This is a genomic window from Chitinilyticum litopenaei DSM 21440 (assembly GCF_000428145.1).
In the GTDB taxonomy this organism is placed as follows: domain Bacteria; phylum Pseudomonadota; class Gammaproteobacteria; order Burkholderiales; family Chitinibacteraceae; genus Chitinilyticum; species Chitinilyticum litopenaei.
In genome coordinates this window covers 1-23945 of the sequence record NZ_ATZJ01000002.1, presented here as the reverse complement: position 1 = coordinate 23945, position 23945 = coordinate 1, and the positions used below count along the sequence as shown (strand labels likewise).

The 23945-nt window shown below is 59.7% G+C and carries 24 protein-coding genes and 3 tRNA genes; all 27 read left to right on the top strand.

Features of this window, described 5'->3' with window-relative positions:
- The first annotated feature begins 28 nt into the window (after positions 1-28).
- The gene (gene secG / locus C515_RS0102080; RefSeq protein WP_028454172.1) at positions 29-370 is read left to right on the top strand and encodes a preprotein translocase subunit SecG; all 342 of its coding nucleotides are present in this window, start codon (positions 29-31) and stop codon (positions 368-370) included.
- Between the two features lie 26 nt (positions 371-396).
- A tRNA-Leu gene (locus C515_RS0102075) sits at positions 397-482 on the top strand.
- A 147-nt stretch (positions 483-629) separates the two neighbouring features.
- Positions 630-998: an NADH-quinone oxidoreductase subunit A gene (gene ndhC, locus C515_RS0102070; protein ID WP_028454171.1), complete on the top strand. Its 369-nt coding sequence runs from the start codon at positions 630-632 to the stop codon at positions 996-998.
- A 5-nt stretch (positions 999-1003) separates the two neighbouring features.
- Entirely contained in the window at positions 1004-1495 is a 492-nt protein-coding gene (locus C515_RS0102065) for a NuoB/complex I 20 kDa subunit family protein (protein WP_028454170.1), read from the top strand.
- Between the two features lie 8 nt (positions 1496-1503).
- Positions 1504-2103, top strand: coding sequence for an NADH-quinone oxidoreductase subunit C (locus C515_RS0102060; protein ID WP_028454169.1), 600 nt, complete (start codon positions 1504-1506; stop codon positions 2101-2103).
- A complete protein-coding gene (locus C515_RS0102055; protein WP_043647799.1) occupies positions 2093-3349 on the top strand; it encodes an NADH-quinone oxidoreductase subunit D in 1257 nt (418 codons plus the stop codon). Before C515_RS0102060 ends, C515_RS0102055 begins: the two co-directional genes overlap by 11 nt.
- Complete coding sequence (nuoE, locus tag C515_RS0102050) at positions 3349-3822, top strand: NADH-quinone oxidoreductase subunit NuoE (protein WP_028454167.1); 474 nt, start codon at positions 3349-3351, stop codon at positions 3820-3822. The genes C515_RS0102055 and nuoE overlap by 1 nt, the downstream gene beginning before the upstream one ends.
- A gap of 1 nt (position 3823) precedes the next feature.
- On the top strand, positions 3824-5116 hold the full coding sequence (gene nuoF / locus C515_RS0102045) for an NADH-quinone oxidoreductase subunit NuoF (protein ID WP_028454166.1): 1293 nt from the start codon (positions 3824-3826) through the stop codon (positions 5114-5116).
- Positions 5117-5155: 39 nt separating this feature from the next.
- The gene (gene nuoG / locus C515_RS0102040) at positions 5156-7465 is read left to right on the top strand and encodes an NADH-quinone oxidoreductase subunit NuoG (protein ID WP_028454165.1); all 2310 of its coding nucleotides are present in this window, start codon (positions 5156-5158) and stop codon (positions 7463-7465) included.
- Between the two features lie 16 nt (positions 7466-7481).
- A complete protein-coding gene (gene nuoH, locus C515_RS0102035; RefSeq protein WP_245574972.1) occupies positions 7482-8537 on the top strand; it encodes an NADH-quinone oxidoreductase subunit NuoH in 1056 nt (351 codons plus the stop codon).
- Positions 8538-8555: 18 nt separating this feature from the next.
- Entirely contained in the window at positions 8556-9044 is a 489-nt protein-coding gene (gene nuoI / locus C515_RS0102030) for an NADH-quinone oxidoreductase subunit NuoI (RefSeq protein WP_028454163.1), read from the top strand.
- A gap of 11 nt (positions 9045-9055) precedes the next feature.
- Positions 9056-9682 (top strand): NADH-quinone oxidoreductase subunit J, encoded by a 627-nt coding sequence (locus tag C515_RS0102025; protein ID WP_028454162.1) that lies wholly within the window; start codon positions 9056-9058, stop codon positions 9680-9682.
- A 20-nt stretch (positions 9683-9702) separates the two neighbouring features.
- Positions 9703-10008, top strand: coding sequence for an NADH-quinone oxidoreductase subunit NuoK (nuoK, locus tag C515_RS0102020; RefSeq protein WP_245574971.1), 306 nt, complete (start codon positions 9703-9705; stop codon positions 10006-10008).
- Between the two features lie 38 nt (positions 10009-10046).
- Positions 10047-12113 (top strand): NADH-quinone oxidoreductase subunit L, encoded by a 2067-nt coding sequence (gene nuoL, locus C515_RS0102015; protein ID WP_028454160.1) that lies wholly within the window; start codon positions 10047-10049, stop codon positions 12111-12113.
- A 57-nt stretch (positions 12114-12170) separates the two neighbouring features.
- Complete coding sequence (locus tag C515_RS0102010) at positions 12171-13664, top strand: NADH-quinone oxidoreductase subunit M (protein ID WP_028454159.1); 1494 nt, start codon at positions 12171-12173, stop codon at positions 13662-13664.
- Between the two features lie 35 nt (positions 13665-13699).
- Complete coding sequence (nuoN, locus tag C515_RS0102005) at positions 13700-15193, top strand: NADH-quinone oxidoreductase subunit NuoN (RefSeq protein ID WP_028454158.1); 1494 nt, start codon at positions 13700-13702, stop codon at positions 15191-15193.
- A complete protein-coding gene (locus C515_RS0102000; protein WP_028454157.1) occupies positions 15194-15490 on the top strand; it encodes a DUF2818 family protein in 297 nt (98 codons plus the stop codon). It abuts the gene before it with no gap.
- A gap of 63 nt (positions 15491-15553) precedes the next feature.
- Positions 15554-15630, top strand: a tRNA-Val gene (locus C515_RS0101995).
- Between the two features lie 173 nt (positions 15631-15803).
- Positions 15804-17708, top strand: coding sequence for a threonine--tRNA ligase (gene thrS / locus C515_RS0101990; protein ID WP_028454156.1), 1905 nt, complete (start codon positions 15804-15806; stop codon positions 17706-17708).
- A gap of 29 nt (positions 17709-17737) precedes the next feature.
- Complete coding sequence (infC, locus tag C515_RS0101985) at positions 17738-18280, top strand: translation initiation factor IF-3 (RefSeq protein ID WP_444541986.1); 543 nt, start codon at positions 17738-17740, stop codon at positions 18278-18280.
- A 154-nt stretch (positions 18281-18434) separates the two neighbouring features.
- On the top strand, positions 18435-18632 hold the full coding sequence (gene rpmI / locus C515_RS0101980; protein WP_028452289.1) for a 50S ribosomal protein L35: 198 nt from the start codon (positions 18435-18437) through the stop codon (positions 18630-18632).
- A gap of 16 nt (positions 18633-18648) precedes the next feature.
- Positions 18649-19005, top strand: coding sequence for a 50S ribosomal protein L20 (gene rplT / locus C515_RS0101975; protein ID WP_028454154.1), 357 nt, complete (start codon positions 18649-18651; stop codon positions 19003-19005).
- A gap of 202 nt (positions 19006-19207) precedes the next feature.
- A complete protein-coding gene (gene pheS, locus C515_RS0101970) occupies positions 19208-20203 on the top strand; it encodes a phenylalanine--tRNA ligase subunit alpha (protein ID WP_028454153.1) in 996 nt (331 codons plus the stop codon).
- 19 nt (positions 20204-20222) lie between these two features.
- Entirely contained in the window at positions 20223-22577 is a 2355-nt protein-coding gene (gene pheT / locus C515_RS0101965; RefSeq protein WP_028454152.1) for a phenylalanine--tRNA ligase subunit beta, read from the top strand.
- A 33-nt stretch (positions 22578-22610) separates the two neighbouring features.
- A complete protein-coding gene (locus C515_RS0101960) occupies positions 22611-22928 on the top strand; it encodes an integration host factor subunit alpha (protein WP_028454151.1) in 318 nt (105 codons plus the stop codon).
- Positions 22894-23262: a MerR family transcriptional regulator gene (locus tag C515_RS0101955; protein WP_051304536.1), complete on the top strand. Its 369-nt coding sequence runs from the start codon at positions 22894-22896 to the stop codon at positions 23260-23262. Before C515_RS0101960 ends, C515_RS0101955 begins: the two co-directional genes overlap by 35 nt.
- Before the next feature lie 220 nt (positions 23263-23482).
- Positions 23483-23559, top strand: a tRNA-Pro gene (locus C515_RS0101950).
- The last annotated feature ends 386 nt before the right edge of the window (positions 23560-23945 follow it).

Here is a 23945-nt window from a genome sequence, read left to right as displayed (position 1 = left end):
TGCTCGCCGCTGTTTGGATGGAAAAACCATGGAACTTTCCGCACTTGCTGTATTCGCTCTTGTGATCAACGTGATTGCCGCGGCGTCGGTGATCGTGCTCGTGCTGCTGCAGCACGGCAAGGGCGCTGACATGGGCGCTGCCTTTGGCAGTGGCTCCGCCGGGAGCATGTTTGGCTCCGCCGGCTCAGCCAATTTCCTGAGTCGCATGACTGCCGTCATGGCGACCGTCTTTTTTGCTTCCGCGCTTGCACTGGTGCTGCTGACTGCGCCGGCCAAGGATGATCTGGGTGTCATGAAGAACGTCAAGCTGGATGCCGGCCAGCAGGCTTCTGCCGTGGCCAGTGCGCCGAAGCAGGAAATCCCGAACTAATTATTCTGGCCAGTACCGGCCAGGCTGCCGACATGGTGAAATTGGTAGACACGCTATCTTGAGGGGGTAGTGGCCTTAGGCTGTGTGAGTTCGAGTCTCACTGTCGGCACCAGCATTCATGCCCGCTCAATCGGGGCATCCAGCAAAGCGGCTCTGCCGCTTTGTCTGCGAATACGATTTGGCAAATAACAAGAACAAGAAAAGCTTACAGTTTCTCGCTGTTTTGACTTTTTGATAACACACTGAACTGGGGAATCGCATGTTGGAAAGCTATTTCCCCGTACTTCTGTTCCTTGTGGTCGGTCTGCTGGTGGGGGTTGCCCCGCTGCTGCTCGGCTGGGGGGTGGGGAAAGTACTGGGAACCGTCCGTCCTGATCCGGAAAAACTGTCGCCCTACGAATGTGGCTTCGAGCCGTCAACCGATGCCCGCATTCAGTTTGACGTCCGTTATTACCTCGTCGCCATCCTGTTCATTCTGTTCGACCTGGAAGTTGCCTTCCTGGTTCCCTGGGCTGTCGTGCTCAAGGAAATCGGTCTGTTCGGCTTCGTCTCCATGATGATTTTCCTCGCCATTCTGGTGGTGGGTTTCGTCTATGAGTGGATGAAGGGTGCGCTGGAGTGGGAGTAAGCGAAATGAGTAAACAGTCCCTTGACGCGCAATCCCTGGAAAAAGGTTTCATCACCACCTCGCTTGACACGGTGGTGAACTGGACGCGCACCGGCTCGCTGTGGCCGATGACTTTCGGTCTGGCCTGTTGTGCGGTGGAAATGATGCACGCGGGTGCGGCGCGTTATGACCTTGACCGTTTTGGTGTGGTGTTCCGTCCGAGCCCGCGCCAGTCCGACCTGATGATCGTTGCCGGTACGCTGTGCAACAAGATGGCCCCCGCTCTGCGCAAGGTTTATGACCAGATGCCCGAGCCGCGCTGGGTCATCTCCATGGGCTCCTGTGCGAACGGTGGTGGTTACTATCACTACTCCTATTCCGTTGTGCGCGGCTGTGACCGCATTGTTCCGGTTGATGTGTATGTGCCGGGCTGTCCTCCGACGGCCGAGGCTTTGCTCTACGGCATCATCCAGCTGCAGAACAAGATCAAGCGCACCAACACCATTGCGCGCGGCTGAGGTGAGACATGGCAAACAAGCTTGAAACACTGATCGAGAGCCTCAATGGCGTACTCGGCGCCGATCGCATCGCCACGCTGAAGTGCGAGCTGAACGAAGTCACCATCGAAGTTCCGGCGGCGCGCTGGCATGAAACCGCGCTGCTGCTGCGCGATGACGCAGCGCTGCATTTTGAATCCTGTGTCGATGTCTGCGGCATGGATTACAGCGCCTATGGCGATGGTATCTGGGAAGGCCCGCGCTTTGCATCGGTCTATCACCTGATTTCCTACAAGCACAATATCCGCCTGCGTGTGCGCGTGTTCTGTACCGATGACGACTTCCCGGTACTGGATTCCGTGGTCGATGTCTGGAATGGCGTGAACTGGTTCGAGCGCGAAGCCTTCGACCTGTTCGGTATCCTGTTCCAGGGGCACCCGGACCTGCGCCGCATCCTGACCGACTACGGTTTTGTCGGTCACCCCTTCCGCAAGGATTTCCCGCTTTCCGGTTACGTCGAAATGCGTTACGACCCGGAGCAAAAGCGCGTGATCTATCAACCCGTCACCATCGAGCCGCGCGAAATCACCCCGCGCATCATCCGCGAGGAGAATTACGGTGGCTGCTGAAATTCGCAACTACACCCTGAACTTTGGCCCGCAACACCCGGCCGCGCACGGCGTGCTGCGCCTCGTGCTCGAGCTTGACGGTGAAGTGGTCGAGCGTGCCGACCCGCACATCGGCCTCTTGCACCGCGGTACCGAGAAGCTGGCCGAGAGCAAGACCTTTATCCAGTCGCTGCCGTACATGGACCGCCTCGACTACGTGTCGATGATGGCCAACGAGCACGCCTACTGCATGGCGATCGAAAAGATGCTGGGTCTGGAGGTGCCGCTGCGCGCCCAGTACATCCGCGTCATGTTCGATGAAATCACCCGCATTCTGAACCACCTGTTGTGGCTGGGCGCGCATGCGCTGGATTGCGGTGCGATGACCATGTTCCTGTACTGCTTCCGCGAACGCGAAGACCTGATGGACTGCTATGAGGCAGTATCGGGCGCGCGTCTGCACGCCGCCTACTACCGTCCGGGCGGCGTGTATCGCGACCTGCCGGACGAAATGCCGAAGTACGAGGCATCCAAGCTGCGCAATGCCGAAGCCATCAAGAAGCTGAACTACAACCGTGAAGGTTCGCTGCTCGACTTCATCGAAGACTTCACCAACCGCTTCCCGACCTATGTCGATGAGTATGAAACCCTGCTGACCGACAACCGCGTCTGGAAGCAGCGTACCGTTGGCATTGGCGTGGTCACGCCCGAGCGTGCGCTGCAGCTGGGCATGACCGGCGCGATGCTGCGCGGTTCGGGCATCGCCTGGGATCTGCGCAAGAAGCAGCCGTATGAAGTGTACGACAGGCTCGACTTCGACATCCCGGTTGGCGTGAACGGCGATTGCTATGACCGTTATCTGGTTCGCGTCGAGGAAATGCGCCAGTCCAACCGCATCATCAAGCAATGCGTGGCATGGCTGAAGGCCAACAAGGGCCCGGTCATCGTCGACAACCACAAGGTTGCGCCACCGTCGCGCGATGCGATGAAGTCCAACATGGAAGAGCTGATTCACCACTTCAAGCTCTTTACCGAAGGCATGCACGTGCCGGCCAGCGAGGCGTATGCCGCGGTCGAGCACCCGAAGGGCGAATTCGGCATCTATCTGGTCAGCGACGGCGCCAACAAGCCGTACCGCCTGAAGATCCGCGCCCCCGGCTATGCGCACCTTTCGTCGCTGGACGAAATGTCGCGCGGCCACATGATCTCCGACGTCGTCGCGATCATCGGTACCCAGGATATCGTATTTGGTGAGGTGGACCGCTAATGCTGTCGCAAGAATCCCTCGCGCTGATTGACCGCGAACTGGCCAAGTATCCCGCTGACCAGCGTCGTTCGGCCATCATGGGCGCGCTGCGCATTGCGCAAACCGAAAAGCGCTATCTGACCAACGAACTGATCGAGTTCGTGGCCAGCTATGTGCGCATTCCGCCGGTGGCCGCTTATGAAGTGGCAACCTTCTACAACATGTACGACCGCAAGCCGGTGGGCAAATACAAGCTGACCGTTTGCACCAATCTGCCCTGTGCGCTGTCCGGTGGTTACACCACGGCCGATTACCTGAAGCAGAAGCTCGGTATCGGCTTTGGCGAAACCACGGCGGACGGCAGGTTCACGCTGGCCGAAGGCGAGTGCATGGGGGCCTGTGGTTATGCGCCGGTGATGCTGGTGAACAACCACAGCATGTGCAATCACATGACCCCGGACGCGATCGACAAGAAACTGGCGGAGCTCGAATAAGATGACGGTTTATGCAAAAGGCGTCGTGTTCGAGGGCGTCGATTTCGACAATCCGAACCACTGGCGGCTCGAAGAGTACGTAAAGCGTGGCGGCTATGCCGCATTGAAGAAGATCCTGAACGAGAAAATCACCCAGGACGAAATCATCGCCGAAATGAAGACCTCGGCGCTGCGTGGTCGCGGTGGTGCGGGCTTCCCGACCGGCCTGAAGTGGTCGTTCATGCCGCGCAATTTCCCCGGCCAGAAGTATCTCGTCTGCAATACCGACGAGGGCGAGCCGGGCACCTTCAAGGATCTGGACATCATCGTGTCCAATCCGCATGCGCTGATCGAAGGCATGATCATCGGCGGCTACGCCATGGGCATCACCGTGGGTTACAACTACATCCACGGTGAAGTGTTCGAAGCCTACGAGCGCTTCGAAGAGGCGCTGGAAGAGGCGCGCGCCGCCGGTTTCCTGGGTGACAACATCCTCGGCACCGATTTCTGTTTCCAGCTGCATGCGCACCATGGCTATGGCGCCTACATCTGCGGCGAAGAAACGGCCTTGCTGGAATCGCTGGAAGGCAAGAAGGGCCAGCCGCGCTTCAAGCCGCCGTTCCCGGCGTCCTACGGCCTGTATGGCAAGCCGACCACGATCAACAACACCGAGACGTTCGCCTCCGTACCCTACATCATCCGCGAAGGCGGCCAGAAATTCCTTGAGCTGGGTAAACCCAACAACGGTGGCACCAAGCTGTTCTCGGTTTCCGGTCATGTGAATCGTCCTGGCAACTACGAAATTCCGCTGGGCACCCCGTTCTCCGAGCTGCTGGAAATGTGCGGCGGCATGCGTGGCGGCAAGAAGCTGAAGGCCGTGATTCCGGGGGGCTCGTCCGCTCCGGTGCTGCCTGCCGACATCATGATGCAGTGCACGATGGACTACGACTCGATCGCCAAGGCCGGCTCCATGCTCGGTTCCGGCGCCGTGATCGTGATGGACGAAACCGTGTGCATGGTCAGCGCGCTCGAGCGCCTGTCCTACTTCTATCACGAAGAATCCTGCGGCCAGTGCACGCCGTGCCGCGAAGGCACCGGCTGGCTGTACCGCATCGTTCACCGCATCGCGCATGGCGAGGGCCGTCCGGAAGACCTGGACCTGCTTGCCAGCATCGGTGACAACATTGCCGGTCGCACCATCTGTGCGCTGGGCGATGCCGCCGTCTTCCCGGTGCGCGGAATGCTCAAGCATTTCCGTAGCGAATTCGAATACATGATCGAACACAAGACGCGCCAGTTCGCTGCGCTGTCCTGAGTGTTGGATCACAGAATCACACATTGAATCGAGTCGATCATGCTGGAAATCGAAATCGACGGCAAAAAACTGACGGTTCCCTCGGGTAGCACCGTGATGGACGCAGCCAATTCCATTGGCGTGCACATCCCGCACTTCTGCTACCACAAGAAACTGTCGATTGCCGCAAACTGCCGTATGTGCCTCGTACAGGTCGAAAAGGCTCCCAAGCCGCTGCCGGCCTGTGCCACGCCCGTTACCGACGGGATGAAGGTATTTACCCATTCCGATCAGGCCGTCACCGCGCAAAAGGGCGTGATGGAATTCCTGTTGATCAACCACCCGCTGGACTGCCCGATCTGTGATCAGGGCGGCGAATGCCAGCTGCAGGATCTGGCCGTCGGTTACGGCCAGTCCGGCTCGCGCTACCAGGAAGAAAAGCGCGTGGTGGCCAACAAGGATCTGGGCCCGCTGATCTCCACCGACATGACGCGCTGCATTCACTGCAGCCGCTGCGTGCGCTTTACCGAAGAGATCGCCGGCTACCAGGAACTGGGCATGGCCAACCGCGGTGAATTCACCGAGGTGCTGCCCTTCATCGGCAAGACGGTAAATTCCGAAATTTCCGGCAACGTCATCGACCTGTGCCCGGTCGGCGCGCTGACGTCCAAGCCGTTCCGCTATTCGGCGCGGACCTGGGAGCTGTCACGCCGCAAGAGCGTCAGTCCGCATGATGGTCTGGGTTCCAACCTGGTTGTGCAGGTCAAGAACCACAAGGTCATGCGCGTGCTGCCGCTGGAAAACGAAGCCATCAACGAATGCTGGCTGGCTGACCGCGACCGCTTCTCCTACGAAGCACTCAACAGCGAAGAACGCATTACCAAGCCGATGATCAAGCAGGGCGGCGTCTGGCAGGAAGCCGATTGGCAGACCGCGCTGGAATTCGTCGCCAACGGCCTGAAGGGCGTGATTGCCGAGCACGGCCGCGAGTCTGTCGCCGCCGTCGCCACCCCGCACAGCACCGTCGAAGAACTGTTCCTGTTGCGCAAGCTGATGTCCGGTCTGGGCGTCAATGCCGTGGAAACCCGTCTGCGCGCTGCCGATTTTGCCCTGAAGACCGCCGGTGCGACCTGGCTGGGCCAGTCGATCGCCGAGCTGGCCGCCAGCGACGCCGTTGTCGTGATCGGCTCCACGCTGCGCAAGGAACAGCCGCTGCTCGCGCAACGTCTGCGCCAGTCGGTGAAGAAGGGTCTGAAGCTCGCCGCGATCAACCCGCATGGCGACGATCTGCTTACTGCCAAGGCCGCCGAACTGGTGGTGCGTCCGGACCAGCTGGTCGAAGGCGTGCTGCAGGTGCTGAAGGCTGTGGCAGAAGCCAAGGGTATTGCCCTGCCGGCCAATGTGGACTTTGGCTCCATTGATATACCTGCCGAGGCTCGCGCTGTTGCCGCCGTTCTGGATGGCAAGGAAAAGACTGCGATCCTGCTGGGCAATATCGCTCAGCAACACCCGCGCTACGGCGAAATTTACGCCGCTGCCACCGCCATCGCCGAAGCGACCGGCGCCAAGCTGGGCGTGCTCGGCGAAGCCGCCAACACGGTTGGCGCGCAACTGGTTGGCGCCGAGACGGGCGGCGACGTGTTCGCCAAGCCGCGTCAGGCCTATTTCATGCTGAATGCGGAAGCCGAGTTCGACGTGCAGAACGGCGCTCAGGCGCTGGCTGCGGTCAAGCAGGCCAAGCTGGTCGTGGCGCTGTCGAGCTTCTCGTCCTGCGCGCTGGAACATGCCGACGTGATCCTGCCGGTGTCGCCGTTCAGCGAAACCTCCGGCACCTTCGTGAACATGGAAGGCCGTGCGCAAAGCTTCAACGGCGTCGTGCGTCCGCTGGGCGAAACCCGTCCGGCCTGGAAGGTGCTGCGCGTGCTGGGCAATCTGCTCGGTTTTGCCGGCTTCGATTACGCCTCGTCCGAAGAAATCCGCGACGAAGCGCTGGCCGGCGACATTGCGCCGCGCCTGTCGAATGCACTGGCTGCCCCGGTTGCCGTTAAGGCGCAGTCGGCCTCTGGCCTGGTTCGCCTGGGTGAAGTGTCGATTTACCAGGCCGACATCTACTCGCGCCGCGCACCCAGCCTGCAAAAGACCGCCGATGCGGCCAATGCCACATTGCTGAAAGCCAATGCGGCTACGCTGGCCAAGCTGGGTCTGGCTGCCGGTGAGCTGGCCCGTGTGGAACAGGCTGGTGGTACTGCCGAGCTGCAAGTGGCACTGGACGCCGGTTTGCTGGATGACGTGATCCGCGTCTCTGCCAACCATCCGCTGACTCGCGCGCTGGCTGCCCATGTGGGTGCCATCGCTGTGGCCAAGGCATAAGGGGAGGGGAGAAAACATGGAAATTCAAATGATTCCCGACTTCCTCAATGGCCTGCTGGGCAACGAAATCGGTTTCGTGGTCTGGACGCTGCTGAAGATTGTCTGCATCGTTGCGCCCATCATGGGTGCTGTTGCCTATGCCACGCTCGCCGAGCGCAAGGTGATCGGCTACATGCAGATCCGTATCGGCCCCAATCGCGTCGGCCCCTTCGGCCTGCTGCAGCCGGTAGCCGACGGCATCAAGCTCTTGCTGAAGGAAATCATCACCCCGTCCGCGTCGAGCAAGGGTCTGTTTTTCCTGGCCCCGATCTGGGTGCTGGTCCCGGCGCTGGCGGCCTGGGCGGTCGTGCCGTTCTATCCGGGCTTCGTGCTGGCCGACATCAATGTGGGTCTGCTGTACGTGATGGCAATTACCTCGATGGGCGTTTACGGCGTGATTCTCGCCGGCTGGGCGTCGAACTCGAAGTATGCCTTCCTGGGCGCCATGCGCGCCGCAGCGCAGGTGGTTTCCTACGAACTGGCGATGGGCTTCGCGCTGGTGGGCGTGATGCTGGTGTCCTCCAGCCTGAATATGACCGAAATCGTCAACAAGCAGGCTGGCGCCTACGGTCTGGTCAGCTGGAACCTGCTGCCGCTGCTGCCGCTGTTCATCGTCTACTTCATCTCGGGTGTGGCCGAAACCAACCGCGCGCCGTTTGATGTGGTCGAAGGCGAGTCGGAAATCGTGGCCGGCCACATGATCGAATATTCGGGCATGAGCTTTGCGCTGTTCTTCCTCGCCGAATACGCCAACATGTGGCTGATTGCCGCGATGGCGTCGGTGATGTTCCTCGGCGGCTGGCTGTCGCCGTTCCCGGAAAGCTGGCCGATTCTCGGCGCCTCTTCCTTCCTGTGGTGGGTCGCCAAGGTTGCTTTCATGATGTTCCTGTTCCTGTGGTTCCGCGCGACCTTCCCGCGTTACCGCTATGACCAGCTGATGCGTCTGGGCTGGAAGATCTTCATTCCGGTGACGCTGGTGTGGATCATCGTGGTCGCCGCCTGGGTCGTCTCGCCGTTCTCCATCTGGAATTAAAAGGACAAGGAAAAGACCATGGAGAAAATCACTCAATTCTTCAAGACCTTCATGCTCGTCGAGCTGGTGAAGGGCTTGATGCTGACGGGCAAGTATTTCTTCGCACCGAAGATCACCGTGCAGTTTCCGGAAGAAAAAACACCGTACAGCCCGCGTTTCCGCGGTCTGCATGCCCAGCGCCGCTACGCCAATGGCGAAGAGCGCTGCATTGCGTGCAAGCTGTGCGAGGCGGTTTGTCCGGCGATGGCCATCACCATCGAATCCGATCAGCGCGACGATGGCACCCGCCGCACCACGCGTTATGACATCGATCTCACCAAGTGCATCTTCTGCGGTTTCTGCGAAGAAGCCTGTCCGGTCGACGCCATCGTGGAAACGCACATCTACGAATACCACGGCGAGAAGCGTGGCGACCTGTACTACACCAAGCCGATGTTGCTGGCGGTGGGTGACAAATACGAAGCCGAAATTGCCAAGCGCAAAGCGGCCGACGCCAAATATCGCTAAGGGGAGGCCAAATGACTCTGGCTTTGTTCTACATCTTCGCGGCAGTGCTGGTTTTTGCCGGCCTGCGCGTGATTACCGCCAAAAACCCGGTACATGCCGTGCTCTGGCTGATTCTGGCTTTCTTCACCAGCGCCTGTCTGTGGATTCTCATCAAGGCGGAATTCCTGGCCGTGTCGCTCGTCGTCATTTATGTCGGCGCGGTGATGGTGCTGTTCCTGTTCGTGGTGATGATGCTCGACATCAACTTCGAGGAACTGCGCAAGGGCTTCTGGAAGTTCTTCCCGGTGGCAGCCGTTGTGGCGACCATCATGGTGGTGGAAATGATCCTGATCCTGACCAGCCGCAATGCGCAGATTCCGGGCGCAATGCTGGTCGAGACCGGCCCGACCGTGGCCGATCTCGGTCGCCAGATCTACACCGTTTATTTCCTGCCTTTCCAGCTGTCGGCGGTATTGCTGCTGGTGGGCATGATTGCCGCGATTGGCCTGACCATCCGCAAGCGCAAGAACACCAAGTACCAGCAGCCGGGCGAGCAGATCGCCGTCAAGGCGGCAGATCGCGTGCGCGTGCTGAAGATGGAAGCGGATGCCCGTCTGGAAGCGCCTGCTGACAAGCCGGCCGGCGAACAACAGGCTTAAGGCAGGGGAGAGGAGCAATCGTGGTAACACTGACGCATTATCTGGTGCTGGGCGCCATCCTGTTTGCACTGAGCGTTTTCGGGATCTTCATGAACCGGAAAAACCTCATTGTGATGCTGATGGCCATTGAGCTGATGCTCTTGGCCGTGAACATGAACTTCATCGCGTTTTCCCAGTTTCTGGGGGATTCGGCGGGTCAGATTTTCGTGTTCTTCATCCTGACGGTCGCAGCAGCCGAGTCGGCTATCGGTCTGGCGATCCTCGTGGTGCTGTTCCGTAACCTGCGCTCCATCGCCGTGGAAGACCTCGGCTCGATGAAGGGTTAAGGCCAGAACAAGAATCGACAGAGATACGGATAAATCCAATGGACATGCAAACAATCTACCTGCTGATTCCGCTGGCGCCCTTGTTTGGCGCGCTGGCGGCCGGCCTCTTTGGCTGGGCGATCGGCCGCCGGGCGGCGCACTGCGTCACCATCGGCGGCGTGGCGGTCGCCTTCCTGCTTTCCGCATACGTGCTCAAGTATCTGCTTGGGGGCGGTGAGGCCTTTAACGGTAACGTCTATACCTGGCTGACGATCAATGGCGTTGACTTCAATGTCGGCTTCCTGGTCGATACGCTGACCGCGATGATGATGTGCGTGGTGACCTTCGTGTCACTGATGGTGCACATCTACACCATCGGCTACATGCACGAAGACCCGGGCTACCAGCGTTTCTTCAGCTACATTTCGCTGTTCACCTTCTCGATGCTGATGCTCGTGATGAGCAACAACTTCGTGCAGCTGTTCTTTGGCTGGGAAGCGGTGGGCCTGGTGTCCTACCTGCTGATCGGCTTCTGGTTCAAGCGCCCGACCGCGACGTTTGCCAACCTGAAGGCCTTCCTGGTCAACCGTGTGGGCGACTTTGGTTTCCTGCTTGGCATCGGCCTCGTGCTCTATCATTTCGGCTCGCTGGATTACGCGACCGTCTTCCAGCAAGTACAGGCTGACGCCGCCGGCTGGCAGGCCAAGACCATCAGCCTCTTTGCCGGGGTGGAGTGGAACCTGCTGGCCGTAACCTGCATCCTGCTGTTCATCGGTGCCATGGGCAAATCCGCCCAGTTCCCGCTGCATGTGTGGCTGCCGGATTCGATGGAAGGCCCGACGCCGATTTCCGCGCTGATTCACGCGGCTACCATGGTGACGGCCGGCATCTTCATGGTGTCGCGCATGAGCCCGCTGTTCGAGCTGTCGGATACCGCACTGAGCTTCATCATGGTGATCGGCGCGATTACTGCGCTGTTCATGGGTTTCCTCGGCATCATCCAGAACGACATCAAGCGTGTCGTGGCGTATTCCACGCTGTCGCAGCTGGGTTACATGACCGTGGCGCTGGGGGCTTCGGCCTACTCGGTGGCCGTATTCCACCTGATGACGCATGCCTTCTTCAAGGCACTGCTGTTCCTCGCTGCCGGTTCCGTGATCATGGGCATGCACCATGACCAGGACATCCGCAATATGGGCGGCCTGCGCAAGTACATGCCGATTACCTGGATCACTTCGCTGATCGGCTCGCTGGCGCTGATCGGTACTCCGTTCCTGTCGGGCTTCTATTCGAAGGACTCGATCATCCTGGCCGTCGAGCACAGCAATCTGCCTGGCGCCGGTTTCGCAACCTTCGCCGTACTCGCGGGCGTCTTCGTTACCGCCTTCTATTCATTCCGCATGTATTTCCTCGTCTTCCATGGCAAGGAGCGCTGGATGCAGAAGGGTCATGAGGCTCATCATGGCGATCATGACGACGAAGAGGAATCGCACGACCATCATCACGGTCTTGGCCCCAATGACAAGCCGCACGAATCGCCATGGGTGGTCACGCTGCCGCTGGTGCTGCTGGCCATTCCCTCGGTCATCATCGGTTTCATCGCCATCGGCCCGATGGTTGCCGGCGACTTCTTCCAGAGCGTGATTTACACCAATGTGGCGGCTCACCCCGGCATGACGGCGGTGCTTGAGCATGCCGGCCATGCCTTCCAGATGGCCATGCACGCCTTTGTGACCCTGCCGTTCTGGCTGGCGCTGGGTGGTGTCGTTGCCGCGTATGTCTTCTACATGGTCAAGCCGAATCTGGCTGCTGCCGGCGATCGCTTCTTCAGCGGCATCGGCATCAAGAAGCTGATGGAAGAGAAGTACTACATGGATCATCTCTACATCAACGGCTTTGCCGCCGCCGGCCGTGCCATCGGCACCGTGCTGTGGAAGGTGGGCGATACGCTGCTGATCGATGGTTTGATCGTGAACGGTGCTGCGCGTGTGGTGGGCTTCGTATCCGGCCTCGTGCGTCGCGTGCAGACCGGTTTCATCTTCCATTACGCCTTTGCCATGATTCTCGGCGCCATTCTGCTGCTGAGCTGGTGGCTGTACCAGCTGGACCAGTTCGGCGCGCTGTAAGGCGGACCGCTCAACTCATCCGATGACCGAATTCAATACATTACAAGTAGGTTGACTATGACGGGCAATTTTCTGAACCTTGCGATCTGGGTGCCGATTGTGGCGGGCCTGATCGTGCTGGCGACCGGCGGTGACCGGCGTGCAGACACTGCGCGCTGGCTGGCGCTGGCCGGTGCGCTTGCCGGTTTCCTGGTGAGCATTCCGCTGTACACGCAGTTCGATCTGCTCAGCGCCGGCATGCAGTTCGAATTCAGCACCCCCTGGGTGACGGATTACAACATCAACTACCACATCGGTGTGGACGGCCTGTCCGTGCTGTTCGTGATCCTGAACAGCTTTACGACCCTGCTGGTCGTGATCGCCGGCTGGGAGGTCATCAAGGAGCGCGTCGCCCAGTACATGGCGGCTTTCCTGATCATGTCCGGCCTGATCAACGGCGCGTTTGCCGCACTGGATGCGATCCTGTTCTACGTGTTCTTCGAGGCGATGCTGATCCCGATGTACCTGATCATCGGTGTCTGGGGCGGTCCGCGCCGCGTCTATGCGTCGATCAAGTTCTTCCTCTACACGCTGATGGGTTCGCTGCTGACGCTGGTTGCCTTCATCTATCTGTATCGTCAGACCGGCAGCTTCGAAATTCTCGACTATTACCGCGTTCCGCTGGGCATGACTGCCCAGGCCCTGCTGCTGGTAGCTTTCTTCTTTGCCTTTGCCGTTAAGGTGCCGATGTGGCCGGTGCACACCTGGTTGCCGGATGCTCACGTTGAAGCGCCGACTGGCGGCTCGATGGTGCTGGCCGCGATTACGCTGAAGCTTGGGGCCTATGGTTTCCTGCGGTTTGCCCTGCCGATCGCCCCGGATGCTTCCCGTGAGTATGCCTGGGTATTCGTAGCGCTGTCGCTGGTCGCCGTTGTTTACATCGGCATGGTCGCACTGGTGCAAAGCGACATGAAGAAGCTGGTTGCCTATTCGTCGATTTCCCACATGGGTTTTGTGACGCTGGGCTTCTTCATGTTCGCCAACGGCATGCTGAACCAGTACGCGGTGGTGGGTGCCATTGCACTGATGGTCAGCCACGGCTTCGTTTCCGCCGCGATGTTCTTCTGCATCGGCGTGATGTATGACCGCGTACACAGCCGCAAGATCGCCGACTACGGTGGCGTGGCCAACAAGATGCCGATCTTCGCTTCGTTCTTCATGCTCTTTGCCATGGCCAATGCCGGTTTGCCGGGTACCGCAGGCTTTGTCGGCGAATTCTTCGTCGTGCTGGGTGCGATTCAGGTGAATTTCTGGGTGGCCTTCGCCGCTGCGACCACACTGATCTTCGGTGCGGCCTACACGCTGTGGATGTACAAACGCGTGATCTTCGGCGAGGTTGCCAACGAGCATGTGGCCGAGCTGCAGGATGTGAACAAGCGCGAATTCCTGGTGCTGGCGATTCTGGCAATTGCCGTGCTTGGCATGGGTCTGTACCCGAAGCCCTTTACGGATGTGACGCTGCAATCGGTCAATCATCTGATCGAGCTGGCTGCACAGACCAAGCTGCAGTAAGTCCCTCTGGCCAATCAAAGACATAGGTTTTAATCATGAATCCAAGCAGTCTCAATGCATGGGTGGCTACGCCGGAGATCTTCCTGCTCTGCTCGGCGTGCATCATCCTCATTTTTGATCTGTTCGTGTCCGACTCGCGCAAGCAGGTAACCTACCTGCTGACGCTGCTGGTGCTGGCACTGACTGCCGTGCTGTCGATCCAGAGCCTGCAGCAGGGCCTGGCTCTGGCCGAAAGTGGTGCAAGTGTTGCCCGTTTTGCCTTCAGCAATATGTATGTGGCCGATCCGGTCGCCGATTTTGCCAAGATCGGCATGGTGCTCGGCGTTGCGCTGGTGCTCGTGTACGGCCGCGGCTACGCGACCGATCGCGGCATCCTCAAGGGCGAGCTGTTCACGCTGACGCTGTTCTCGCTGCTGGGCATGATGGTGATGGCGTCGGCCACGAACTTCCTGACCCTGTACGTTGGTCTTGAGTTGCTCTCGCTGTCCATTTACGCCCTGGTGGCGTTGCCGCGTGGCGCGGTCAAAGCCAGTGAAGCTTCGATGAAGTACTTTGTGCTGGGAGCGCTGGCTTCGGGCATGCTGCTCTATGGCATGTCGATGCTTTATGGCGCGACTGGCTCGCTCGATGTGCATGAAGTTGCTTCGCGCATCAGCCAGCAGCAGTACAACCCCATCCTGCTGACCTTCGGCATGGTGTTTGTGGTTACCGGCATCGGTTTCAAGCTGGGTGCCGTGCCTTTCCACATGTGGGTGCCCGATGTCTACGAAGGTGCCCCGACGCTGCTGGCACAGCTGATCGGCTCGGCGCCGAAGATCGCAGCTTTTGTTTTCGTGCTGCGTTTGCTCGGTCAGGCGCTTGAGCAATTTGGCCCGATCTGGGGCGAGATGCTGATTTATCTGGCCATCGCCTCGCTGGTACTGGGCAATCTTGCCGCCATTGCGCAGAAGAACATCAAGCGGATGCTGGCCTATTCGACCATCTCGCACATGGGCTTCCTGCTGCTGGGTTTGGCCGTGCACAATAGCCAGGGCTACTCGGCTGCCTTCTTCTATGCAATTACCTATGTCGTGACCACGGCGGCCGGCTTCGGCATCCTGATGCTGTTGTCGCGCAGCGGCTTCGAATGCGAGAACGTCGACGACTTCAAGGGCCTGAACAAGCGCAGCCCGTGGTTTGCGCTGATGATGCTGATGGTAATGTTCTCGATGGCGGGTATCCCGGCTTTCGTCGGCTTCTTTGCCAAGCTGTCGGTTCTTCGCGCACTGGTTGCGGCCGATGCGGTCTGGCTGGCTGTGGTGGCTGTTGCCTTCTCGCTGATTGGCGCGTTCTACTATCTGCGTGTCGTCAAGGTCATGTATTTCGACGAGCCCGAGGGTGAGCAGCCGGCCATTGCCGCGAGCGCCGATGTGCGCGTGCTGCTGTCGGCGAACTGCCTCTTGCTGCTGGTTCTTGGCATTTTCCCGAGCCAGTTGCTCAGCAGCCTGTCGCTGGCGGTCAAGCTCACTGCGGCCGGAGTGATGCTGTAAGTGGCGGCTGAAACCATCCTGCTGGGCGGATTGGCGGCGCTTGCTGCCAACCTGCCCTTTATGAATGAGCGCATCTTCGGTTTGCGCACCCGGCAGCGCAAGCATTTTGGCTGGCGCCTGCTGGAATGGATGGCGCTCTATCTGCTGCTGGGCGTGTTTGCCCATGTGCTGGAGTCGCGCCAGAGCCCCCCGCATCCACAGAACTGGCCGTTTTATGTGACCACGCTCTGTCTGTTTCTGGTATTGGCCTGGCCGGGATTCATCTGGCGGTATTTTTGGCGAAAACCGGGAATCTGACACGGAATATGCAATAAAACACTTGTCAGTCTGCCGTCTTGCCGGTAATATTCGCAGCTCTTCAGGCACGTAGCTCAGCTGGTTAGAGCACCACCTTGACATGGTGGGGGTCGTTGGTTCGAGTCCAATCGTGCCTACCAAACAAATGGAGTCAAGCCCATGTTTCGAACTTGCACCACTACCTTGCGTTAAGCAGACGGTAGCCGTGCATTGGGCTTGAGGTAAAAAAAGTGCGGCTATGCCGCACTTTTTTTTTGTTCCTGCGGCGCGCCCCGAAACAGAATTCAGATCAATTTTGCATAAGGCGATCACCATGCCAGTAATTACTCTTCCGGATGGTTCGGTACGACAGTTTGATGCGCCGCTGCGTGTGGCGGATGTGGCAGCGAGCATTGGCGCGGGTCTCGCGCGCGCGGCGCTGGCAGGCAAGGTGGATGGCAAGCTGGTCGACACCAGCTACCTGATTGACCGCGATGTGCAGCTGGCAATCATCACGGACAAGGATGCCGACGGGCTGGAGGTGATTCGTCATTCCACTGCGCACTTGCTGGCCTATGCCGTCAAGCAGCTCTTCCCGACTGCGCAGGTGACCATCGGCCCGGTGATCGACAACGGCTTTTATTACGATTTCAGCTACGAGCGCCCGTTTACTCCTGATGATCTCGCACTGATCGAAAAGAAAATGGCCGAGCTGGCCAAGGCTGATATTCCGGTCGAGCGCTATGAGCTTGAACGCGACGAGGCGGTGGCCTACTTCAAGGGCATCGGCGAGCACTACAAGGCCGAAATCATCGCCAGCATTCCGAGCAATGAACCGCTGTCGCTGTATCGCGAAGGCGATTTCACCGATCTGTGCCGCGGTCCGCACGTGCCATCGACCGGCAAACTCAAGGTCTTCAAGCTGATGAAGGTGGCCGGCGCCTACTGGCGTGGTGACAGCAACAATGAGATGCTCACCCGGGTATATGGCACCGCCTGGGCGAAGAAGGAGGATATGGAGCAATACCTCCATATGCTCGAAGAAGCCGAAAAGCGCGATCACCGCAAGATCGGCAAGCAGCTCGATCTCTTTCACATGCAGGAAGAGGCACCGGGCATGGTGTTCTGGCATCCCAAGGGCTGGAATGTCTGGCAGACCATCGAGCAGTACATGCGCCGCCAGCTGAATAATCACGGTTATCAGGAAATCCGTACCCCGACGGTGATGGACCGCTCGCTGTGGGAGAAATCCGGTCACTGGGATAACTACCACGACAATATGTTCACCACCCAGTCGGAAAAGCGCGATTACGCGGTCAAACCGATGAATTGCCCGGGGCATATCCAGGTATTCAACCAGGGCTTGCGTTCCTATCGCGATCTCCCGCTGCGCTATGCCGAATTTGGCTCCTGTCACCGCAACGAGCCGTCCGGTTCGCTGCACGGCATGATGCGTGTACGCGGCTTTACGCAGGATGATGCGCACATTTTCTGTACCGAAGACCAGGTGCAGGACGAAGCCGCCAAATTCATCGACCTGCTGCAGGCCGTTTATCAGGACTTCGGCTTTACCGATATCCAGGTCAAGCTCTCGACGCGCCCGGAAAAACGCGTGGGTACGGAAGAGAGTTGGGACAAGGCTGAGGGCAGTCTTGCCGCCGCGCTGGAATCCAAGGGCCTGGCGTTCGAATATCAGCCGGGTGAAGGAGCATTCTATGGCCCGAAGATCGAGTTTTCGCTGAAGGATTGTCTGGGCCGTGTGTGGCAGTGCGGTACGCTGCAGATTGACCCCAATCTGCCGGAGCGCCTTGGGGCCGAATACATCGGCGAGGACAACAGCAAGCATCGCCCGATCATGCTGCACCGCGCGGTGCTCGGTTCGATGGAGCGTTTCATCGGTATCCTCATCGAGCATCATGCTGGCGCCTTCCCGCTGTGGCTGGCACCCGTACAGCTGGTAATCGCCAATATCTCCGAAGGTCAGCGTGAATACGTCGAAACCGTGGCTGCGAAACTGACAGCCGCCGGCTTCCGTGTGCATGCCGACTTGAGGAACGAGAAGATTACCTATAAAATCCGCGAACATAGCTTGCAGAAGCTTCCTTACCAGCTCATCGTGGGCGACAAGGAGCGTGATGCGGGCTTGGTGGCCGTGCGTAGCCGCAGTGGTGAAGATCTGGGGCAGCTCAGCGTGGATGCGCTGATTGAACGCCTGAGGGCGGAACTCCCCAAGGTCTGATGCGACCGAACGCACGGTTTTTCTTTTGACTGACTTGGAGAACGACAATAGCTGCTCAAGAAAAAGAGCCGCGGATCAACGGTGAGATTACCGCGCGCGAAATTCGATTGCAGGGCGAAGAAGGTGAACAGCTGGGCGTAGTCAGCCTGCGCGAAGCACTGGAAAAGGCCGAAGAGCTTGAGGTGGATCTGGTGGAAATCGCGCCGAACGCGCAGCCCCCGGTGTGCCGCCTGATGGACTATGGCAAGTTCAAGTACCAGAAGTCCAAGAAAGAGCATGCGGCCAAGCTCAAGCAGAAGCAGATCCAGGTCAAGGAAGTCAAACTGCGTCCGGGTACGGACGAAAATGACTACCAGGTCAAACTGCGTAATCTGGTCCGCTTCCTCGAGGACGGCGACAAGGCCAAGGTTACGCTGCGCTTCCGTGGTCGTGAAATGGCCCACCAGGAAATCGGTCTGGCGCAGCTCAAGCGCATTGAAGCCGATCTGGGCGAGCTGGCTGTGGTGGAGCAATTCCCCAAGCTGGAAGGCCGTCAGATGATCATGATGCTGGCGCCGAAGAAGAAAATCTGATCTTCTCCGACCGAGCTGATTTCAAGGGAGGGGCAGCCGGCTCCCTGGCAGGATTTCCTGCTCCGGCTGCATACATGGGGTGGCGGGCCTAAGTGTCGCGGGAAACCGTGGCCGCCTGTCGCCGAAGCAAAAAGCAAACTTGGAGAGCATTCCAATGCCCAAGATGAAAACCAAGAGCGGCGCTGCCAAGCGTCTGAAAGTGCTTGGCGGTGGTGGTGTAAAGCGCAGCAAAGCGTTCAAGCGTCACATCCTGACCAAGAAAACCACCAAGAACAAGCGCCAGCTGCGCGGCACATGCATGGTCGATGCGACCAACATGGGTCACGTTCGTGCGATGTTGCCCTACGCGTAACTAAAGGAGAAGAAACATGCCTCGCGTTAAACGTGGTGTAACCGCCCGTGCTCGTCACAAAAAAGTTCTCGCCCTGGCCAAGGGCTACCGTGGTCGTCGTAAAAACGTCTACCGCGTAGCCAAGCAAGCGGTCATGAAGGCTGGTCAGTATGCCTATCGCGACCGTCGCCAAAGGAAGCGTCAGTTCCGTCAACTGTGGATCACCCGTATCAACGCCGCTGCGCGTGAACTGGGTCTGGCCTACAGCCGCTTCATGAACGGCCTGAAGAAGGCTGGCGTTGAAGTGGATCGCAAGGTTCTGGCCGACCTGGCTGTTTTCGACAAGCCGGCTTTTGCCGCCTTCGTTGAAAAGGCCAAGGCTAGCCTCGCCTAAGCGGAGCCGCTGGTTAAAAGGGAGGCGCAAGCCTCCCTTTTTTATTCCCTTGCCGAATTGCAAGGGGGTATAGGCAGCCAGCCTATTTTCCTGATGGCCTGTAGCGATATCCCATGATGGGTATCCGGTGCGGACCATGTGGAAAACAGCCTCGATCCAACATTCCTCCATTTCATGCCGCTTTGGCGGCAAAGAGAACATCATGGTAGCCAATGTCAATCAACTGCTAGAAGAAGGGCTGGCGGCGCTGAATGCCGCTGCCGATGGTCAGGAGCTGGAAAATGCCAAGGCCCGCTACATCGGCAAGGAAGGCGCCATCACCGCGCTGCTGAAGCAGCTGGGCAGCCTGCCGCCGGAGGAAAAGAAAACCTTCGGCGCGACGGTCAACCAGGCCAAGCAGGCCTTCGAAGCCGCGCTGCACGCGCGCCGCGAGGCGCTGGCCGCGCTCCGGCTTGCCCAGCAGCTCGCCGCCGAGGCGCTCGACATCACGCTGCCCGGCCGTGCGGCGAGCACCGGCGGCCTTCATCCGGTGACCCTGGTGCAGCAGCGCATTGAATCGCTGTTCCGTTCGATCGGTTTCGACGTCGCCGACGGCCCGGAAATCGAGAACGACTTCCACAATTTCGAAGCGCTGAACATCCCGAAGAATCACCCCGCACGGGCGATGCAGGACACCTTCTACGTCGAGAGCGACGGGGAACCGCTGGTGCTGCGCACGCACACCAGCCCGATCCAGGTGCGCTACATGCTCAACAACGAGCCGCCGATCAAGATCGTCGCACCCGGGCGAGTGTTCCGTGTTGATTCCGACGCCACGCATTCGCCGATGTTCCACCAGATGGAAGGCTTGTGGGTGGAAGAGGGCGTGTCCTTTGCCGATCTGAAGAGCGTGATCGTCGATTTCCTGCGCCGCTTCTTCGAGCGTGACGACCTGCAGGTGCGCTTCCGCCCGTCCTTCTTCCCGTTTACCGAGCCGTCGGCGGAAATCGACGTGCTGGGCGCGCGTGGCTGGCTGGAGGTTGGCGGCTGCGGCATGGTGCACCCGAATGTGCTGCGCAATGTGAATATCGATCCGGAAAAATACACCGGCTTTGCCTTTGGCATCGGTCTGGACCGCTTTGCGATGCTGTATTACGGCGTGAACGACCTGCGTCTGTTCTTCGAGAACGACCAGTCCTTCCTGCAGCAATTCCGTTAATCGATCAAGGGGCAAAACCATGCAATTCTCCGAACAATGGCTGCGCACCTGGGTCAACCCTGCGCTGAATTCCGACGAACTGGCTCATCTGCTGACGATGGCGGGCCTTGAGGTCGAAGAAAATGAAGCGGCCGCACCGGCCTTCAACGACGTGTTCGTGGCCGAAGTGCTGTCGATTGCCAAGCACCCGGATGCCGACCGCCTGAACGTCTGCCAGGTGAACGTCGGCGAAGCCGAGCCGCTGACCATCGTCTGCGGCGCACCCAATGTGGCGCCGGGTCTGAAAGTGCCGTGCGCGCGCATCGGCGCCAATCTGCCGGGCGATTTCAAGATCAAGCGCGCCAAGGTGCGCGGCGTCGAATCCTTCGGCATGCTGTGCTCGGGCGACGAGCTGGGCATTCCCGATGGCGTCGATGGCCTGCTGATCCTGCCGGCGGATGCGCCGGTGGGCACGCCGCTGCGCGACTATCTGCAGCTCGACGATCGCCTGCTGACGCTCAAGCTCACGCCCAACCGCACCGATTGCCTGTCCATCAAGGGTATTGCCCGAGAAGTCGCTGCCCTTGTGGCTTGCGAGCAGACATCCGTTGCTGTATCCGAGGCGGCAGTGAGCACGGACGTGACCCGCGCTGTGGTGCTGGGCGATGCCGCGGCCTGCCCGCGTTACGCCGGCCGCGTGATCCGCGGCGTGAACGCCAGGGCGGCAACGCCGATGTGGATGAAGCAGCGCCTCGAGCGCTCGGGCGTGCGCAGCATCTCCGCACTGGTCGATGTGACCAACTACGTGCTGCTCGAACAGGGGCAGCCGATGCACGCATTCGACAATGCCAAGCTGTCCGGTGCGATCACCGCGCGCATGGCGCAGGCCGGCGAAAAAATCGTGCTGCTGAACGACAAGGAACTGGCTCTGGACGCCGACATGCTGGTGATTGCCGACGCGCAAAAGCCCGTCGCGCTGGCCGGCATCATGGGTGGCGCACAGACAGCCGTTGATGATGACACCACCGAGATCTTCCTCGAGTCCGCCTTCTTCGCGCCGAACGTGATCGCCGGCAAGTCGCGCCGCATCGGCTTTGGCTCGGATTCGAGCTATCGCTTCGAGCGCGGCGTCGATTTCACCGCCACGCGCGTGGCGCTCGAGCGCGCGACGCAGCTGGTGCTGGACATCTGCGGCGGCGAGGCTGGGCCGGTCGTCGAGCAGATTGCCGAGCTGCCGGCGCGCCCGGCGGTGAGCCTGCGCCTGGCGCGCGTCGCCCGCGTGCTGGGTGTCGATCTGCCGCGCGAACGCATCATCGCTATCCTGGAAAGCCTGGGGCTGGGCGTGGCCGATCAGGGCGAGGTGCTGGCGGTGACGCCGCCGTCCTTCCGCTTCGATATCGAAATCGAGGAAGACCTGATCGAAGAAATCGCCCGCGTTTACGGCTACGACAATATTCCGGTTGCGCCGTCGGCCGCCAGGCTGGCCATGCTGCCGCAGCCGGGCAATCTGCGCGGCAAGCCCCTGCTGAAAAACCTGCTGGTTGCGCGCGACTATTTCGAGGCGATCAATTACGCCTTCGTCGAGGAGCGCTGGGAAAACGAGCTGGCCGGCAACGACAAGCCGGTACGCCTGATCAACCCGATCGCCAGCCAGTGGAACGTGATGCGCTCCAGCCTGATCGGCGGCCTTGTGAACGCGCTGAAGGCCAACCAGAACCGCCGCCAGGATCGCGTACGCCTCTTCGAGCTGGCGCGCGTGTTCCAGGGCACCACGGCCGATACGCAGCCCGAGAAGCTGGCCGCGCTCGCCTGGGGTGGCCGCCACGCCGAGCAATGGGGCGCCGGCAAGGATGCCGTCGATTTCTTCGATATCAAGGCCGACGTCGAGGCGCTGCTGGCGCCACGCACGGCCGAATACAGGCGCGCCAGCCATCCGGCGCTGCACCCGGGCCGCTCGGCCGAGGTGTGGCTCGATGGCCGCAGCATCGGCGTGCTGGGTGAGCTGCATCCGCGCTGGGTGCAAAGCTATGAACTGGGTTCTGCGCCCGTGCTGTTCGAGCTTGAGGCCGATGCGCTGCTGAATGTTGCGCGCATCGAGGCGAAACCCCATGCGAAATTCCAGCCGGTGCGCCGCGATCTGGCCTTGCTGGTCGATGAATCAGCCACCGTGGCCAGCCTGCTGGCGGCCTTTTCCGGCTTGAAAAACCCGCTGGTCACCGGCATCGAAATCTTTGATGTATATCGTGGCAAGGGCTTGCCGGAAGGGAAAAAGAGCCTTGCATTCAAGGTGTTAATGCAAGATACTGCGAAAACCCTGACCGATGAAGAAGTTGAACCGGTCATCGCTTCCCTGATCCAGATTGCCGAACAACACGGCGCCCAGTTGCGAGTTTGATAGATAGCCATGCAGTTTATTCCGTCCACGACCCTGACTCTGACCAAAGCCGACCTTGCCGACATGCTGTTCGACAAGGTCGGGCTCAACAAGCGCGAAGCCAAGGATATGGTGGAAGCGTTTTTTGATGAAATCCGCAGCTCGCTTGCCGATGGCGACGAGGTCAAGCTGTCCGGTTTCGGCAACTTCCAGTTGCGCGACAAGCCGCAACGCCCGGGGCGCAACCCGAAAACCGGCGAGGAAATTCCCATTTCCGCGCGTCGTGTGGTAACTTTCCATGCTAGTCAGAAGCTGAAGGGCATGGTTGAAACCCATTATGCACAGCACAGCCAGCGTCATACCCAGCAGTGAATTGCCGCCGATTCCCGCCAAACGCTACTTCACCATTGGTGAAGTCAGCGAATTGTGCGGGGTGAAGCCGCATGTGCTGCGCTATTGGGAACAAGAGTTCACCCAGCTCAAGCCCGTCAAACGCCGCGGCAATCGCCGCTATTACCAGCATCACGAAGTGTTGCTGGTTCGGCGCATACGCAGCCTGCTGTATGAGCAGGGCTTTACCATTAGTGGCGCGCGCAATCAGCTCGCGGCCCATGGTGGCGATGCCGCAGAATTCGCCGACGAAGGCATCAGCGTGCAGGAAATCCGCCACGAGCTGGAAGATCTGCTGGACTGGCTGGAAAGCTGAGCTGTGTGATTAGCGGCGGCAAGTCACCGTGTGCCAAATTCAGCAGCGCCGAATCAGACCCATCAGACCAGGGCCCGTGATGCACATCGCGGGCCTTGTTCATTGGGCCCTTGTTCACTGTGCAGGCAACGCGGCATGTCGTGGCAAGCCGCAGGCCTGAGGCAACGCATGCAATACAGCTTGCCCAGGCCCTGCGCTCTCGCTATAATGCGTCCTCTTTCGGAATGTAGCGCAGCCTGGTAGCGCACTTGCATGGGGTGCAAGGGGTCGCGAGTTCGAATCCCGCCATTCCGACCAATAAAAACAAGGGCTTACGACTTCACGGTCGTAGGCCCTTGTTGCATTCCGGCCAAGAAGCGCCGTGAACGTATACGCCAACGTATACAAGCCTGCTGGCTAGCCCGGATTTTTCACCACCTGCTCACTGAGCGGGCTCAAGCAGCAGAAACTCCTCCCGGATAGCAGATCGCCGCTCTGCAGCGCGGGCACTGGCCTGCTTTCCAGATTGCGGGCGCAGCTTCCCCTACCCCCGAAGCGTCAACGTGTCGGGGCCGCACTCGTTTTGACTATGGGCTGGCCAGTGCCTCTGCCGCGAGGCGATACACCTCACGCAGTGGGTGATGGCTGGCAAACAGGATCCGGATACGCCGGGTGTTGCGGATCACCGCCGCGCCGATCTTGAG

What these genes read in the sequence shown, in the direction of transcription:
- nuoH (WP_245574972.1), top strand. Translation starts at nt 7,482, where the DNA reads ATGGAAATTCAAATGATTCCCGACTTCCTCAATGGCCTGCTGGGCAAC.
- thrS (WP_028454156.1), top strand. Translation starts at nt 15,804, where the DNA reads ATGCCAGTAATTACTCTTCCGGATGGTTCGGTACGACAGTTTGATGCG.
- nuoL (WP_028454160.1), top strand. Translation starts at nt 10,047, where the DNA reads ATGGACATGCAAACAATCTACCTGCTGATTCCGCTGGCGCCCTTGTTT.
- pheT (WP_028454152.1), top strand. Translation starts at nt 20,223, where the DNA reads ATGCAATTCTCCGAACAATGGCTGCGCACCTGGGTCAACCCTGCGCTG.
- pheS (WP_028454153.1), top strand. Translation starts at nt 19,208, where the DNA reads ATGGTAGCCAATGTCAATCAACTGCTAGAAGAAGGGCTGGCGGCGCTG.
- nuoN (WP_028454158.1), top strand. Translation starts at nt 13,700, where the DNA reads ATGAATCCAAGCAGTCTCAATGCATGGGTGGCTACGCCGGAGATCTTC.
- C515_RS0102065 (WP_028454170.1), top strand. Translation starts at nt 1,004, where the DNA reads ATGAGTAAACAGTCCCTTGACGCGCAATCCCTGGAAAAAGGTTTCATC.
- rpmI (WP_028452289.1), top strand. Translation starts at nt 18,435, where the DNA reads ATGCCCAAGATGAAAACCAAGAGCGGCGCTGCCAAGCGTCTGAAAGTG.
- ndhC (WP_028454171.1), top strand. Translation starts at nt 630, where the DNA reads ATGTTGGAAAGCTATTTCCCCGTACTTCTGTTCCTTGTGGTCGGTCTG.
- nuoI (WP_028454163.1), top strand. Translation starts at nt 8,556, where the DNA reads ATGGAGAAAATCACTCAATTCTTCAAGACCTTCATGCTCGTCGAGCTG.
- C515_RS0102060 (WP_028454169.1), top strand. Translation starts at nt 1,504, where the DNA reads ATGGCAAACAAGCTTGAAACACTGATCGAGAGCCTCAATGGCGTACTC.
- rplT (WP_028454154.1), top strand. Translation starts at nt 18,649, where the DNA reads ATGCCTCGCGTTAAACGTGGTGTAACCGCCCGTGCTCGTCACAAAAAA.
- nuoG (WP_028454165.1), top strand. Translation starts at nt 5,156, where the DNA reads ATGCTGGAAATCGAAATCGACGGCAAAAAACTGACGGTTCCCTCGGGT.
- nuoE (WP_028454167.1), top strand. Translation starts at nt 3,349, where the DNA reads ATGCTGTCGCAAGAATCCCTCGCGCTGATTGACCGCGAACTGGCCAAG.
- nuoF (WP_028454166.1), top strand. Translation starts at nt 3,824, where the DNA reads ATGACGGTTTATGCAAAAGGCGTCGTGTTCGAGGGCGTCGATTTCGAC.
- secG (WP_028454172.1), top strand. Translation starts at nt 29, where the DNA reads ATGGAACTTTCCGCACTTGCTGTATTCGCTCTTGTGATCAACGTGATT.
- C515_RS0102010 (WP_028454159.1), top strand. Translation starts at nt 12,171, where the DNA reads ATGACGGGCAATTTTCTGAACCTTGCGATCTGGGTGCCGATTGTGGCG.
- C515_RS0101955 (WP_051304536.1), top strand. Translation starts at nt 22,894, where the DNA reads ATGCACAGCACAGCCAGCGTCATACCCAGCAGTGAATTGCCGCCGATT.
- C515_RS0102025 (WP_028454162.1), top strand. Translation starts at nt 9,056, where the DNA reads ATGACTCTGGCTTTGTTCTACATCTTCGCGGCAGTGCTGGTTTTTGCC.